Below are 15,006 nucleotides of genomic sequence, written 5' to 3'. Positions count from 1 at the left end.
CGGTAAGGGACTGTTTAAAGGTGAAACGTGTGGTCGATAAATGCGACTAAAATTTTCCTTATTATTATATTACGCAATGATTAGTGAAAAAGCTCTCACTTTACAAAGGATTATCAATTTTAAAAATATGAAATAATTTAGGTAAGTTGAGTGATTAACATGTTGTATAAAAAATGGTACGATAATCATTCATGGTTTGATTAAGGAGGATACAGATGACATTTAGTGATATTATTCAATACATTATTCTTGGGATAATTCAGGGAGCCACAGAGCCATTACCTGTGTCTTCAAGTGGCCATTTGCGTATTGTTTCCTACTTTTTTGGCGTAGATGTGCCTGATCTCCATCTTGAAGTATTTTTAAACGGTGCGTCACTCTTAGCTGTCTTCATTGTGTATAAAACTGATTTACTAGTGATGGTGAGAGAAACACTTAATCATGTGCGAAAGCCCACTGAAAAAACAGCAGCTTCTTTTAAACTTTCAATGTTAATTATTGTAGGGACGATTCCAGCAGTACTAGCAGGAGGGCTGTTACGTGATTTTATCGGTGGGGAAATGACACACATTCATTATGTAGCAGTGGCCCTAATAATAACAGGAATAGCCTTATGGCTGATTCGTCACTTGAAAGGCTATAAAAAAGATGGTGATATTACATATACAGACGCCGTGATAGTAGGGATTGCGCAAGCTTTTGCTCTCATGCCTGGTATTAGCAGATCTGGCGCTACGATTGTGGCAGCTCTCGCTAGAAAAATCGAAGCAGAAACAGCTCTGAAATTCTCTTTCTTTTTATCAATACCTGTTAGTATCGGCAGTCTTGTACTGGAATCCTCGGTTATTGTGGAGAGAGTGTTATCAAATGATGTCCTTATTCTCTATTTGATTGCTTTCTTTGTGTCCTTATTGGTTTCGGTTTTTGCTATTAAGCTGTTAATTAACGTGGTGACTCGAGGCAAGCTGCTATACTTCGCTTTATACTGCTTTTCAGTTGCTATTTTTGTACTTATATTTGCATAAGGGACGGGAATTTTTCAAACCGCCCTGTTTCTCACAGTTAACCGATCGTAAACCTCTTTGCTCAAAATAGAGTGGAGAGGTAATTGTATTTAGGCGGTAGATTATGGACGCTCTAGTCAATATCCTGATTGACTAGAGGTGAGCGCCATCTATAAGTAGAAGGTAAAGTCCTGAGTGTAAATTTGTTTTATAACAATGATAATCTGTCAGAGGACAAAAATGATGACTGTTTTTGGAATAAGAGAGCAGTAGGCGGGCCACTCTAACAAGTATAAACTGAGTGGAATGCAGAGGTGGCAAGTGTGAGCGAAGCAGAAGTGCCGGTATATAAGTCATTTGCAGATAATATTACCTTTTTAACAGAACAACTGCGTGTGGAGAAAAATTTTGATATTATTCATCACGAACTTATTTATGGTGACCGAAAGTTTGGCTTATTCTTTGTAGATGCTTTCGCAAAAGATTTAATCATGGTTAACATCATGAGGGAGCTCTCTACAATTAAAGAAGAGGATTTAAGACATAGTCCTACTAAATATTTAGTAGAAAGGGTTATTCCTCATATAGAAGTGGAAACATCGGACGACCTTGAAGATGTTGTCACCCAAATACTATCAGGTCAAGCGGCCCTTGTAGGAGAAGGGTTAGATGAAGTCATTTTACTGGACATTCGTGAATACCCTGCGAGGTCCCCAGAAGAGCCAGATATTGAGCGTGTTGTAAGAGGCCCCCGGGATGGCTTCGTTGAAACACTTGTTTTCAATATCGGGCTGTTGCGTCGACGCTTGCGTGATCGATCACTTATTATGGAATATATGCAAGTAGGGATCCGCTCCAAAACAGATATTACCCTTGCCTATATTGACAGTGTGGCAGACCCTGAACTCTTGGATCGGGTTCGAAAGAAACTTGAAAACATCGAGGTAGATGGTTTGCCGATGGCGGAAAAAACAGTAGAAGAATATCTTTTTAAGAAAAGCTTACTGCCTTTTCCCCTAGTTCGCTATACAGAGAGGCCGGATAGTGCGGCTGCCCATGTATTAGAAGGACATATCCTTGTTCTAGTAGATGGCTCTCCAAGTGTTATGATTTGTCCCACTACATACTGGCACCACTTACAGCATGCCGAGGAATACAGGCAAGAACCGTTAATAGGAGGATTTCTACGCTGGATTCGTTTCATAGCTGTCTGGTCCTCCATTTTTCTGCTCCCTCTTTGGTTTTTGTATGCGAGTGTGCCTGACATTGTCCCTGACGCCATTCATTATATAGGGCCGGAGGATACAGGGGAGGTCCCCTTAATCATTCAGCTTCTGCTGGCAGAGGTCGGATTAGAAATCTTAAGAATGGCAGCCATTCATACACCGAATGCTTTGGCAACTGCTCTAGGACTTGTAGCAGCCATTCTCATTGGTGAAGTAGCAATTGAAGTAGGTTTATTTACACATGAAGTGATTCTTTACATTGCAGTGGCAGCTTTAGCAAGCTACGCTACGCCAAGCTATGAAATGAGCATTGCAAACAGAGTTATCAGACTGCTGTTGCTCATCATTACCTCGTTATTTGGATTACTAGGTTTTGTCTTAGGATCCGTCATACTTCTTATCGCTTTAGCGATGACGAAAACACTAAATACTCCCTATTTGTGGCCGTTCATACCATTTAACGGGAAAGCTTTCGCTGACGTCTTGTTTCGCTCACCAATACCAACTAAACATAGACGTCCCTCTGTCCTCCATCCCCTAGATAGAACGAAATAATATGAAAAACAAGCCCCCAAAAGCTTTTGGGGGCTGTCATTTAGGTTTGATGTGGCTGAGACATTAGGGATTAATGCTGAAAATCCAGCGTTCATTGCTGAAAAATCAGGGTATACTGTTGAAAACCTAAGTTGAGCTGCTGAAATCCTTCTATAGATAAGCAATTAAAGATGTCGCGATCGAAAAGTAAATGAGTAATCCTATAATATCGTTTACGGTCGTAATAAATGGACCCGAAGCGATTGCAGGATCCAGCTTCATTTTATTAATCGCTAATGGGACGATTGTTCCAATGACAGTAGCGATACTAAGAGAGAGAAAAATAGATACGCCTACAATAAAAGCGAGCCACACGCTACCGTGTAAAAATGGAATAATGATCATTAATGTGACGGCACACATTAAGCCAAGCATGAGGCCGGTGCCAAATTCCCTCATGACCATTTTACTGAGGCTCTTCTTTTCAAGTTGCCCAAGAGCGAGAGAACGAACGGCGACAGCTAGCGATTGGGTTCCGGTGTTACCAGCTGAGTCCATAATTAACGGGATAAATCCTGCGAGAAGAACGACCGACTCAAGTGTTTCTTCAAATTGTCCTATTACCCCAGCTGTGATCATCCCAAAAAACATAAGTAGAATAATCCAGGGTGCTCGCTTTTTAGCTGCTGAAAAGGCGGAAAGCGTTAAGTCTGTTGCCCCTCTGGAAGCGGCAAATTCACCGATGTCTTCAGTAGCCTCTTCTTCCATAACATCAAGGATGTCATCAACTGTTATAATGCCGACGAGTTTATTCGTTTCTGTAGTGACAGGTACAGCAAGAAAATCATACTTTTTAAATAATGTAGCAACATTTTCTTGGTCTTCACTTGTTGGAACGGATACAACACGAGAGCTCATCACAGTCTCAACCAGGCTGTCTGGTTCCGAGGTGATTAAATCACGCAGTGAGACAACCCCAACAAGTTCAAACTTTTCGTTAATAACATATAAATAATAAATCGTTTCCGCATCGGGTCCTTCTTGGCGTAATACTTCAATAACCTCTTTTATTGTAGAAGAAGCACGTAAGCTAATGAACTCCTTTGTCATGATTGCCCCAGCAGTTTCTTCTTCATAAGCGAGGAGCTCTTTAATATCTTGCGCGTCTTTTTCTTCTAAGCCTTCGATAATGGCTGAGGCCTTCGTTTCATGAATTTCACCGAGGAAGTCAGCAACATTGTCAGCTGACATATGGGATATCATATCCTGTGCATACGTGTCATTTAATTCTAGTAAATATTTTTTTTGATCCTCTATTTGAAGTTCTTCAAAGATCTCTGCGAATTCCTCAGGCGATAAATATTCATACATTTTTTGACGTTGTGAATGTGATGTTTCTAGATAGATCTCCAATTGATCTTGAGGATGGAGTTCAAAGAAAAGCTCTCTAAATTGCTGAATATTCTCTGCGTTAATGGCTCTTAATACGGATTGTGCATAGTCGTAGCGATTTTGTGCTGTTAATTTAACCATGACAAAAGCCTCCTTTTAGTAAGGGACAGCTATTTCCTCACTATGTGAGCGAGAAAAACAGTCCCTTTTTAGTAGTTTTACACGTGAACAAAAATTTAAACTTGGTTTGGGAACGGGGTCCATATTTTCCTCACTCCTTTCAGATCTTCTTTTCTTTAAGGAAGCTCATGGGTCATTAAAGAAAAGTGTTGATAAATTGGACATTAAAAAAACACCGTTCACGAATGAAAGGTGTAAAAGCACATGATAAATAATCGATAATGAATAGCATCATTATACCACCTCCATTCGTAGAGCTTTAGCACTGTATGGCATAGGACGATGCCAGCTACATTAAAAATCACCTTAAGTCGATGATCTCTGTTGACCCATTGGCGTCTTTGGACATTTTTGGGCAGCAGCGTATCTCCATACAGGAGCCTCACCTAACGAGGATTCTTTAGTTGTCAGTGGCATTATATATTCTATAAGCATGTCTTGTCAATGCTGTTTTTAAAAATAAAAAAGGATTAGACGAGTAAAAAGTTCATATGATAAAAATGTGAGATAATTGTGCCACTTACATCTGGCGGTTTTGCGCATTTTTCATTATACTTTATGATTGATGAGTTTTTTATCACAGATAACCGTCCGTAAACCTCTCTACCCAAAATAGAGAGGAGAACTAACGCCCGGTAATGTCCTGCTTCACTCAACTAACAATCAGTGAGGGAAGGACGAAAACGCCCACTGATTGAAGGTGCGTTTATTAAAATGAAAGAGTCTGTATGCTTGCTTTAAAAGACTGGCCCTGCTTAACGGCTGATCTTAACATACTTTGAAAAAGAGGGAAAATAATCATGACGATATATAAAGAATTAAAAGCAATTTGTGGAGAAAATAACGTTTTTATAGATGAACCGATGTCTAACCATACATTAACAAAGATTGGTGGAAAAGCAGATATATTTGTGACGCCGCAAACCTATGAGCAAGTAGCGGAAGTTGTCCGGTTAAAAGCTAGATACAATCTGCCGTTTATGCTTCTAGGGAACGGCTCTAATATGATCGTGAAAGATGGTGGCATACGTGGGTTAGTAATGTATATGTCCCATTTAGCAGAAGTGCGTGTAGAAGGAACCCAGCTGATTGCTCAAGGAGGAGCTGGTATTATTCATGCTGCACAAATAGCTCTCCAACACAATCTCACAGGCCTGGAATTTGCTTGTGGCATTCCTGGATCGATAGGTGGGGCGATGGTTATGAATGCAGGTGCATATGGAGGAGAAGTTAAGGATGTGATTGATCACGTGAAGGTTGTTACACCTACAGGAGATTTAGTCACACTTACCAAGGATGACTTAGCTTTAGACTATCGCACGAGTATCATTGGGAAAAAGCATTATATTGTTTTGGAGGCTGTCTTTAGATTGGAAAAAGGGGACGCCTCGCAGATTAAAGAAAAAATGGATGATCTTACTTTTCGCAGAGAATCAAAGCAACCATTGGAGTACCCGTCTGTAGGTAGTGTCTTTAAGCGTCCGCCTGGTTATTATGCGGGAAAGCTCATTCAAGATAGTGGGTTACAGGGAAAAGGTGTCGGTGGCGCAGAAGTATCGACTAAGCATGCTGGCTTTATTGTGAATAAAAATAATGCAACAGCGGCAGATTATATTGCGACAATTGAAATGGTCCGTGATACAGTGAAGCAAACATTCGGTGTTGAGTTGGAGTTGGAAGCAAAAATAGTGGGAGAAGATTTATCCCACTCTAAAGGGCAGTAAAATCCCCACTGATTGAAGCTTAGCTTTACGAGATAGCGGATTAAACGACTTGAGGAACCAGCTTAATGGCGTTTTCGTGGCATATGGTGAAGCTCATATCTGTTAATTTGCCTAGGACAAGCTTAGCTGATAAACTCTTTATATAAGGAAGTGTTTATATCAAGGGTAAGCCTCCGTAAAGCTCCCTGCTTAAAATAGATTTATACAGGCGTGAGCTAACGGCCGGTAAAATCCTGATCCAAGGCTCGTTTTATACAATCGAAAGGATGGGTTCTAAATGAAAGTGGCGAACTCAAAATCTCTTACTGACTACGCTCAGTTATTTAAGCTAATGAATGACGAGAATCGTTTGAAAATCCTTTTGTATTTAAATGAAAAAGAATTATGTGTTTGTAACATCATCGATTTGTTAGACATGAGCCAGCCGGCAGTAAGCCAGCATTTAAAACGTCTAAGAGACACTTCGTTAATAAAAATGCGCAGTCACGGTCAATGGAAGTTTTATAGCTTGAATGAACAAGGGCCTCATAGTGAATTTGTGAAGAAGATTCTAGCTGAACTCCCTTCTGCCCGTGAGGAAGTAGATGCTTTAAATTCGAATGGGAAGCTGGTTATTTGTGCTACCGTTGAATAGGTAAATCTGCCACATGAAAAACGGTTAGGCGTAATTGGCTATACTATACGGAGCCAGGCTATTTATGTGTGGTAATTAAGCAGCCAACTCTTATTCAACTCCTGTTAAGTGCATGTCAAACCCGTTTCTAAAGAGGGTCTGTTTAGTGACATTTTCGGTCACTAAACAGACTCTTTTTAATGCGAATGACGATATAGTGCCCAATAGATCATCTGGTGTTCTTCTTTTAATTTTATCATATTAACCCTTTTTAACACGTTAATAGAAGCCTGATTGTCGTGACGGCACTGGGCATTAATTTCACTTACTTTATTGGTTTTAAATGCCCAATTAATTAACATGTTTAAGGCCTCTGTAGCAAACCCTCTGCCTCGATGAGATGGCATAATACCATACCCCACTTCAACTGTTTTCTGATCATCAGGTTTACCTTTAAAACCTATATCACCTATAATGTGAGAAGTCTCCTTAGAAATGATGAGCCAAGGGCCCCAACCATAGGCTTCTTTGTCTCGGGCAAGAGTTTCTAAGTGGGCTTGAATGTGAGGATAGGAATGATAATGGCTTTTTTTCATGAATGAAATAAGATCAGGTGAACAAGCAGATAATTTAAGTCTTGCACTAGATAATACCATGCTAGCCCTCCTTTCCCCTTACACCGTAACACACAAAAAAGAAGATAGAAACTCTAGGATTAACATAAACATAGTAGAGGAGGAGAGAGAAAGACAGATATTTTTCAAAATCTATATAAGTTTGCCCCTTGGTAGGTTGTTTAGGGGTGAGCATGTGTGGGCGGCTTGGCATGAAGGAGCTATTACAAACTAAATAGCGTCATTTAGATATGTGAGCGGTGAGCTGAAGAACAGTTCTAGATAATCGTAAGTAAAGCTTCCGGATCAAAATAGAGAGGAGGACGAAAGCTATATAGGGGTGAGCTAACGGCTCCCAATCAGTAGGAAGGATGAAAACACATACTGATCGAAGGGGCGTTTGTTATTGAAAGAAAACAGACTTTAATAGTGAAGATGACACGCCTATTAAAACATCTCGTCTTTCAGAAAAGACGAGACGAATCAGTTCTAATTATTAGAGTCGTGGATCGTCAAGCAAGCGTTCCATTTCTTCTTTATGCAGGGTTTCATCTGCAATAAAATCATCTAACTTGACAACGAGCTCTGTTAATCCGAGAGCTTCAGCTTGTTCCTTACGCTGTTCGTAACGATCAATCGTTTCTTTCTCGGCTTTATGGGCTTCTTCTATCATGTCCTTCACGTCAGTCAGCTGTTTGACGTTAGCCGGCGTTGTGGTAGGTTGCCCTCCCAACGTCTTAATTTTTTCAGAAAGATAGAGGGCGTGTCCAGTTTCGTCTTTGACTTCCCCTTCAAAAAAAGGCTTTAAAACTTGGCGATAAAGGCCAGACACCACCGCAGCATTGTAAGTGTACATAATAACAGCGGCATATTCATTAGCAAGATCTTCGTTTAGGCCGTCAATGAGTTCTTTCATTTTTGCATCCATTCATCGTCATCCTTTCGTACGCAATATTTTCAAGCTAGTATTTAATTTCCACAATCAGCAAAAAAATAAACCCTTTATCGTATAGTTCAAATCGTTGTCACAATTTGTTACAGATAACCATCCGTAAACCTGCCTGCTATAAAATAGCATCTACATAGGTGGGAGGCAACGGGCGATGTGTCCAGATTGACTCAACTACCAATCAGTGGGAGAAGAACGACGGTACTGATTGATTGAAGGTTCGTTTTATGAAAAGGTATAAGGGGTTCTGGCTAGTTACTTGAGCCATGTGATCTGCTGGTTGAAAGCATGAAAATGAAAGAAGTATGATAAGTAGCTGATCAAAAACATCAAGCGCTGACATACACTCGCAAGCTCAGCACGTTTCTGCCATATGACTGATGATTTAAAGCTAACAGGTCAAAAATGAAGTTAGTATACATCTTGATGAGCTTGCGTGTTGAGAGAAGGGGATTTAGAAATAGTAAGAAATAGTGACTCAAGGCGTTTGACTGAGCCGTGTAGAACATTGGCTTAAATATTTAATGACTAATAGAGTATGACTGTGAAATTACTGCGTCTTCTTTGAGGATGTTTAACATAAAGTGTAATAAAAGGTGGTGGACAGCTTATGACGTTTTTATCCAGTATATTTTTAGTTTTTTTCATTGCCCTAGATGGGTTTATATGGGGCTGGATTATCGGTTATCGGCGTCATTACTTTCCACTGACCCATTTTCTTCTCTTATCTATCGGTACGGGAGCGGTTCTATGGCTTTTTTATCACGTTGGGCAAGCATTAGATGAGGTTATTCCCTTTTATGTATTTAATAAAATATCTGGTGTGTTTCTTCTCATCTTGAGTGTCTATCATTTAATTGACACGAAAGGGATTTTCCAAAAAGCAGTTGCGTTGAAGTTGTTTATTATTATTAACATCGATAATATCGGAATTGGCCTATTGGCAGGATTTGATACAGCAGGGCGGTATTTTCCCTTTATTGCAGGAGGCCTATTTGCGTTATTTTTTTTATTCGGTCTTTATGTGGCTTATAGAGCTTCTATGTATAAATTCCAGCAGTACGGAACACTTTTACCGTTTTGTATCTTATTTAGTATGGGGTTCTTTAAATTGTTTTTTAGTTGAATTAATTTCATCATACAACGAAGATTGAGCAGTAAAAACGAGTAAGACATTGATTCCCGTTCCAGACGGGTCTTTCTCGTGGTATCAAATTAAAAATGCCCCTTCAGTTGTTTAACTTAGTCTTATCAACTGAAGGGGCCGTTCAATCATGAACAGATATATGATGATATTAGAACTGTTTTGCTAGTTCAGCAGCTTTTTGCACGCCTTCTTCTACGATGCTTTCAGCTTTATCAGGGAATTGGTTATGCCCTTCTACAATCACTTTTTCGATATCTGAAACACCCCAGAATTGAAGCATACCTGAAATGAAATTAACAGCCATTTCATTGGCAGCAGCAGGGCCTTCAGAGTAGACGCCACCGCGAGCGTTTAGCAAGGCAACTTTTTTGTCAGTTAGTAACCCAACAGGGCCTTGCTCAGTGTATTTAAATGTTTTACCTGCTTGTGCCAAGTAGTCCATATAAGTATGAAGCACAGCTGGAACGGTGAAGTTCCAAAGTGGGAAAGCGAATACGACTTTATCAGCTTCAAGGAACTGATTTAAATAGCTAGTGACGAGGTCAGTAGCTTGTTTTTCAGCATCTGTTAATTCCATACCTTGTGCTAGTTTAAACATACCATTGATTTTATCAGTATCATAATATGGAAGATTTTCTTTGAATAAGTCTAGTTCTGTTATTGTATCTTCTGGGTGAGCTTGTTTATAGCTTTCTACAAAAGAGTTGTAAAGTTTAACACTAATTGCTTGATCGGCTGGGCGAGAATTCGCTTTGATAAATAATACGTTTGCCATATTTGTTTCCTCCGTTTTTTTTTAAAATTAGTTTATGAAGCAACATGTGAGCTGACAATGTCAAACTACATAAATTTTACGCATAATAGCATTTAACGTGGTACTTGCCTAAACATAAAAAAAATAGTTGCTTACGAAAAGGAAGTATACACAACTCCTTATTGATTGTCAAAGTATATGTTTAATAAATTTTTTAGTCACAGGAATAGTTAAAAAGGTGATATGTAAGTAATAGTTAGTTAGAAAATCACTAATCATTAGTAAGATGGTGTGTACAGATAGTCAGCTGTTAAATGGCTATATGAAACTACATTAATAAGGCAGAAACAATAACAGCTAATCCGATAAGAAAAAGAAGACCTTCACTCCAAGTGCCTGTTTTGTAAAGACCCACTTGTGAGCGTTTCTTGGAGAAAGGATAGAATAGCGGAACACCGCCAACCGAAAAGAAATCGGCAACAATGTGCAAAATGGCTCCTGTAAACATCGCTTGTAAAAAGGCATGAGGGAAATGAAAAAGGCCGGCCACAAGCAAAAGCAAGATCAGCCCGGAGTGAGTGAGCCCGCGGTGTCCGAATACACCATTTATCACAGTTGAGATGACGGGGATACGTCGGCCGATCCATGACCGACTTTCGTCGATATCAGGTAAAACCGAACCGATTACCAATCCGGATAGCGCTATTGCAGAATCGAGGGGGATAGTGACCGGTAAAACATCCCCCACGAGAATGATAGTTGATAAGGATGTGGTGATATGTGTGTAATATCTCATTTGTATTCTCCTTCAAAAATGACTTCAAGCCCACATTATAGATTACCAGCTCTGCTGCCATTGGTATAGTGAAACCTTTTAGGAATATGAAGGTCCCTAAAAAGTTTTAGATAAGCTGTGTCTGGTTATGTAATACGTAAGGTTTCGTTACTTGAAGTAGGAGGAATGATGGATGGCACTTTCACCAGAAGTTGTAGGTTTTAGTTTTATTATTCTTGGGATCTTGTTGCTTATAGGGAAATGGCTTAGAGTTTTTACCCCTTTTTTTCAAACGTTTTTTATTCCTAGTTCGATGATCGCTGGATTACTTGGGTTGCTGTTCGGTCCAGAAGTAATGGGGTTAACTGGTGTGCATTTCTTTGATAACGGAGGGATATTTCCAGAAGCCATGATAGAGGTGTGGAGTACGCTGCCTGACTTACTTATTAACGTTATTTTTGCTTCTTTATTTTTGGGAATGACCTTGCCGTCAGTGAAGAAAATGTGGAAAATTTCTGGTCCTCAAATCACGTTTGCGCACGTGATTTCATGGGGGCAATATGTGGTAGGTATCACCTTGGCACTAGTGCTTTTAACACCGCTGTTCGGCATGAACCCTGCAGCTGGAGCCCTGCTTGAAATCAGTTTTGTGGGTGGACATGGGACAGCTGCGGGGTTGGCAGAGACCTTTGAAGGTGTTGGCTTTGAAGAGGGACGGGATTTAGCTGTAGGCTTGGCAACGATAGGGGTGTTAAGTGGTGTATTTATCGGGATGATTCTCATTAATTGGGGTGCTCGGCGTGGTAAAACAGAGGTTCTAAATAAACCATCAGATATATCTGATGAACGAAAACGTGGCTTGATAACTAAAGAAAATCAAGACGATGAACCAGCAGGGAAAAAAACGACCCACTCCGAATTCATTGAAACACTCACCGTTCATTTAGGGTATATTGGAGTGGCAATAGCCCTTGGGTATGTGATGCTTGAAGGCCTTATCTTGATAGAAGAAGCATTTTGGATTGATAATATTGAGATAGTAACTCACCTCCCTCTTTTCCCATTAGCGATGATTGGGGCTGTTATCGTGCAATTGTTTTTAGATAAATGTGTTTCCCATAACGTCGTAGATAGGGGAGTTGTTAATCGGATACAAGGACTGGCACTAGATTTACTAATCGCTGCGGCTATTGCAACTCTCTCGTTAAGTGTTATCGGAGAGTACATCTGGCCTTTCTTGTTAATGGCGGTATTTGCCATTGGATGGAATTTATTTGCCTTTTTAGTCATCGCCCCTTGGATTATGCCAGATTATTGGTTTGAACGAGCAATTGGTGATTTAGGTCAAGCAATGGGGATGTCAGCGGCAGGCCTATTACTCATCAAATTAGCTGACCCTGATACAAAATCTCCTGCAAAGGAAGGTTTTAGTTATAAACAGTTGCTTCTTGATATTTTTGTCGGAGGTGGCTTGGTAACAGCGGCATCCGTACCACTTATTGTAGCGGTTGGGCCTGTACTAACTCTTATAGTAGCAGCTGTTATCATGACGGGTTGGTTAATACTAGGGTTGTTTTATTTCGGGAGAAAGCAAGCTGACACTAAAGGATAAAAGGAAATAGGACTGCGTGAAAATAAGCTCAGTTGCTCATTTGTCATGTTAGAGAAGCGTAGAGAGTAGCATCAAAACCATCAGTACCATTGTGTACTGATGGTTTTGATTTGAAGAGAAATAGTAGTGGAGCTTTTCTTTGCAGGACCGATATAATTTTAATTAGGCGGTGCAATACGCTATATGTAAAAAGTATTGACGTCTTCTTCTTAATGTAACATTATAATATAGACTGATTGTTAAAAGAGATAGTAGTCACTATAAGAAGATAAAAACTCTCTCAATTGAGAGGGTATATAGAGGCAGCAGGCTACATATGTCATAAGAAAGAGTACCACGGAACAAGTTTGAATCAAGTAATTAAAAGAGCGTAGTCCACTAAAGTCATGGCTTTATTATTATTTTAAAAAAGAAAATGAACCATGTGTGAGTGATGCCTCAAACATGATGGATGAATCGGCCAGCTGAATATCTTTTTAAAATTCTTGCAAAAGAGCTTTATGATCTTGAAGAGAAGATGGGCTGTAGCCCTATTCGTTATGGGAACATTGCTGGTAAGTAACGTGTGAAGGCAGATAAACACTAGCAGGGGGAGTAATAATTGTGGTGATTCGTCATAGGGAACAACCATGAGCGCTTTCATCGAAGAAAGAATAACATTGGAACATTTGGCGTAACAACAAATGACAGTAGACAAGTGATGCCATTAGTAGTGAGTCATCATCTTGTCAATTTAAGCTGAGAATCGACTACATAAAGGGGGACAGGCGGTGCTATTTAGTTGGAGAGACACCGCAATTAGTTATGAATACTTCCATACCAGAACATGATATAAACGTCATCAACAAGACAGATGTGAAGAAAATGCCTATTATGATATCTCTTATTATGGGTGTGTTTTTTGCCATATTAAATGAAACCTTATTAAACGTAGCTTATACAGATTTAATGGGGACTTTTCAAATCACTGCATCAACAGTACAGTGGCTCACGACAGGTTTTATGCTAGTAGTAGGCGTACTAGTACCCATTTCAGCTTTGTTAGTCCAATGGTTTACAACGAGACAGATGTTTATTGGCGCCATGATTATATTTACAATTGGAACGATACTATGTGCTGTAGCTCCTACCTTTAGTGTTCTTTTTGTAGGGCGCTTGATTCAAGCTGCGGGGACAGGCCTTTTATTACCTGTCATGATGAACACCATCCTATTTTTATTCCCTCCAGAAAAAAGGGGTGGGGCAATGGGGATGGTGGGGCTTGTTATAATGTTCGCTCCTGCTATTGGTCCTACCCTTTCCGGACTAATTATAGAATCATTGAATTGGCGCTGGTTGTTTATTATCGTCATCCCATTCGCACTTATTTCGATTACGTTTGCCTTTGTATATTTGAAAAATGTCTCGAATGTGACGAGACCTCGAGTAGATGTGCTATCAATCATTCTGTCAACGCTAGGTTTTGGTGGTATGGTTTTCGGCTTTAGTAGCGTTGGTGAGGGGGAAGCAGGTTGGTCAAGCCCAGAGGTATATCTGCCGATTATCGTCAGCCTTGTTTCATTGACATTGTTTATAACACGTCAATTAAAATTAAAGGACCCTATTCTTGAATTCCGTGTATTTAAATCACCAATGTTTTCTTTGACGACGGCATTATTAATCATTATGATGATGACGATGTTTTCTACGATGATTATCTTACCGTTATTCTTACAGGGACCGTTAGCTTTGGCAGCTGCAGCTGCAGGATTAGCGTTATTACCTGGAGGAATCTTAAATGGCCTCATGTCGCCGATTGCAGGTAAAATTTTTGACCGCTTTGGACCGCGGGTTCTCGTTATTCCTGGGACGCTGTTGCTAGTCTGTGTGATGTTTCTCTTTACTAACGTGTCGGCTGATACGCCTGTCTATATGTTTATTATCTTGCATAGTTTATTAATGATAGGGGTAGCCATGGTTATGATGCCAGGTCAAACGAATGGCTTAAATCAACTGCCGCCAGACTATTATCCACATGGCACTGCTGTTATTAATACGTTGATGCAAATTAGTGGAGCAATTGGCATCGCCTTATTTATTGGGGTTATGTCTGCTGGGCAAGCACGGTATTTAGAGGGTGTTAGTGATCCCTCTTCACAGCTCGCACTTTCTAATGCCCTTACAGCGGGTGTTCAAAGGTCATTTCAAGTAGGCTTCATTTTTGCCATCGTAGCATTTATTTTAGCGCTCTTTATGAAACGAACGGTCATTCCCGTAACAGAAAAAGAATAGGATTGAATTGAAGAACCCTGATCATTGTTGGTGCTGGCAATGATCAGGGTATTTATTTGATGATTCTATTTAACTGAATGAATGTCATAATGCAAGGTCATGCTTATAACGACTATTATTGGAAATTAACAATAAATGTTGGTTATTAGAAACGGAGAATTGGAACGAAAGGTGGCGATTCCTGTGGGAAGAAGCGCCATCTGAAAATCTA

Annotated in this window: 12 protein-coding genes and 1 riboswitch; of the genes, 7 read left to right on the top strand and 5 right to left on the bottom strand. The window is 39.9% G+C overall.

The genetic code is table 11. The features are described from left to right. Positions 1 to 215: 215 nt before the first annotated feature. Together BK581_RS10375 and BK581_RS10370 are read left to right on the top strand one after the other, a co-directional pair. Positions 216 to 1,025 (top strand): undecaprenyl-diphosphate phosphatase, encoded by an 810-nt coding sequence (locus BK581_RS10375; protein ID WP_078578098.1) that lies wholly within the window; start codon positions 216 to 218, stop codon positions 1,023 to 1,025. A gap of 302 nt (positions 1,026 to 1,327) precedes the next feature. Next, positions 1,328 to 2,785, top strand: a complete 1,458-nt coding sequence (locus tag BK581_RS10370; protein WP_078578097.1) for a spore germination protein — start codon at positions 1,328 to 1,330, stop codon at positions 2,783 to 2,785. A gap of 150 nt (positions 2,786 to 2,935) precedes the next feature. On the opposite strand, the gene mgtE is transcribed toward BK581_RS10370, so the two are convergent. Then, entirely contained in the window at positions 2,936 to 4,297 is a 1,362-nt protein-coding gene (gene mgtE, locus BK581_RS10365) for a magnesium transporter (protein WP_078578096.1), read from the bottom strand. Positions 4,298 to 4,573: 276 nt separating this feature from the next. Continuing rightward, positions 4,574 to 4,737, bottom strand: a riboswitch (M-box (ykoK) riboswitch). A gap of 399 nt (positions 4,738 to 5,136) precedes the next feature. On the opposite strand from mgtE, the gene murB reads away from it, so the two are divergent. Next, a complete protein-coding gene (gene murB / locus BK581_RS10360) occupies positions 5,137 to 6,060 on the top strand; it encodes a UDP-N-acetylmuramate dehydrogenase (RefSeq protein WP_078578095.1) in 924 nt (307 codons plus the stop codon). Between the two features lie 277 nt (positions 6,061 to 6,337). After that, positions 6,338 to 6,694, top strand: coding sequence for an ArsR/SmtB family transcription factor (locus BK581_RS10355; RefSeq protein WP_078578094.1), 357 nt, complete (start codon positions 6,338 to 6,340; stop codon positions 6,692 to 6,694). A gap of 176 nt (positions 6,695 to 6,870) precedes the next feature. Here BK581_RS10355 and BK581_RS10350 read toward each other — a convergent pair whose 3' ends face one another. Both BK581_RS10350 and BK581_RS10345 read right to left on the bottom strand, forming a co-directional pair. Continuing rightward, entirely contained in the window at positions 6,871 to 7,329 is a 459-nt protein-coding gene (locus tag BK581_RS10350; protein WP_078578093.1) for a GNAT family N-acetyltransferase, read from the bottom strand. A 454-nt stretch (positions 7,330 to 7,783) separates the two neighbouring features. Further along, complete coding sequence (locus BK581_RS10345) at positions 7,784 to 8,215, bottom strand: ferritin-like domain-containing protein (protein WP_078578092.1); 432 nt, start codon at positions 8,213 to 8,215, stop codon at positions 7,784 to 7,786. A gap of 631 nt (positions 8,216 to 8,846) precedes the next feature. On the opposite strand from BK581_RS10345, the gene BK581_RS10340 reads away from it, so the two are divergent. Further along, positions 8,847 to 9,362, top strand: coding sequence for a hypothetical protein (locus tag BK581_RS10340; protein ID WP_078578091.1), 516 nt, complete (start codon positions 8,847 to 8,849; stop codon positions 9,360 to 9,362). Positions 9,363 to 9,531: 169 nt separating this feature from the next. On the opposite strand, the gene BK581_RS10335 is transcribed toward BK581_RS10340, so the two are convergent. Next, positions 9,532 to 10,158, bottom strand: coding sequence for an FMN-dependent NADH-azoreductase (locus BK581_RS10335; RefSeq protein WP_078578090.1), 627 nt, complete (start codon positions 10,156 to 10,158; stop codon positions 9,532 to 9,534). Between the two features lie 307 nt (positions 10,159 to 10,465). Continuing rightward, positions 10,466 to 10,933 (bottom strand): metal-dependent hydrolase, encoded by a 468-nt coding sequence (locus BK581_RS10330; RefSeq protein ID WP_078578089.1) that lies wholly within the window; start codon positions 10,931 to 10,933, stop codon positions 10,466 to 10,468. Between the two features lie 172 nt (positions 10,934 to 11,105). On the opposite strand from BK581_RS10330, the gene BK581_RS10325 reads away from it, so the two are divergent. Then, the gene (locus BK581_RS10325) at positions 11,106 to 12,524 is read left to right on the top strand and encodes a sodium/glutamate symporter (RefSeq protein ID WP_078578088.1); all 1,419 of its coding nucleotides are present in this window, start codon (positions 11,106 to 11,108) and stop codon (positions 12,522 to 12,524) included. Between the two features lie 804 nt (positions 12,525 to 13,328). Continuing rightward, complete coding sequence (locus tag BK581_RS10320) at positions 13,329 to 14,795, top strand: DHA2 family efflux MFS transporter permease subunit (RefSeq protein ID WP_078578087.1); 1,467 nt, start codon at positions 13,329 to 13,331, stop codon at positions 14,793 to 14,795. The last annotated feature ends 211 nt before the right edge of the window (positions 14,796 to 15,006 follow it).

The sequence above is a fragment of the Salipaludibacillus agaradhaerens genome (assembly GCF_002019735.1).
GTDB classification, from domain to species: domain Bacteria; phylum Bacillota; class Bacilli; order Bacillales; family Salisediminibacteriaceae; genus Salipaludibacillus; species Salipaludibacillus agaradhaerens.
This window is presented reverse-complemented; position numbering and strand designations above follow the sequence as displayed.

Bases quoted from the DNA above. Each gene is read 5' to 3' on its own strand.
- BK581_RS10375 (WP_078578098.1), top strand. From the start codon at position 216: ATGACATTTAGTGATATTATTCAATACATTATTCTTGGGATAATTCAG.
- mgtE (WP_078578096.1), bottom strand. From the start codon at position 4,297: ATGGTTAAATTAACAGCACAAAATCGCTACGACTATGCACAATCCGTA.
- murB (WP_078578095.1), top strand. From the start codon at position 5,137: ATGACGATATATAAAGAATTAAAAGCAATTTGTGGAGAAAATAACGTT.
- BK581_RS10355 (WP_078578094.1), top strand. From the start codon at position 6,338: ATGAAAGTGGCGAACTCAAAATCTCTTACTGACTACGCTCAGTTATTT.
- BK581_RS10350 (WP_078578093.1), bottom strand. From the start codon at position 7,329: ATGGTATTATCTAGTGCAAGACTTAAATTATCTGCTTGTTCACCTGAT.
- BK581_RS10345 (WP_078578092.1), bottom strand. From the start codon at position 8,215: ATGGATGCAAAAATGAAAGAACTCATTGACGGCCTAAACGAAGATCTT.
- BK581_RS10340 (WP_078578091.1), top strand. From the start codon at position 8,847: ATGACGTTTTTATCCAGTATATTTTTAGTTTTTTTCATTGCCCTAGAT.
- BK581_RS10335 (WP_078578090.1), bottom strand. From the start codon at position 10,158: ATGGCAAACGTATTATTTATCAAAGCGAATTCTCGCCCAGCCGATCAA.
- BK581_RS10330 (WP_078578089.1), bottom strand. From the start codon at position 10,933: ATGAGATATTACACACATATCACCACATCCTTATCAACTATCATTCTC.
- BK581_RS10325 (WP_078578088.1), top strand. From the start codon at position 11,106: ATGGCACTTTCACCAGAAGTTGTAGGTTTTAGTTTTATTATTCTTGGG.
- BK581_RS10320 (WP_078578087.1), top strand. From the start codon at position 13,329: ATGAATACTTCCATACCAGAACATGATATAAACGTCATCAACAAGACA.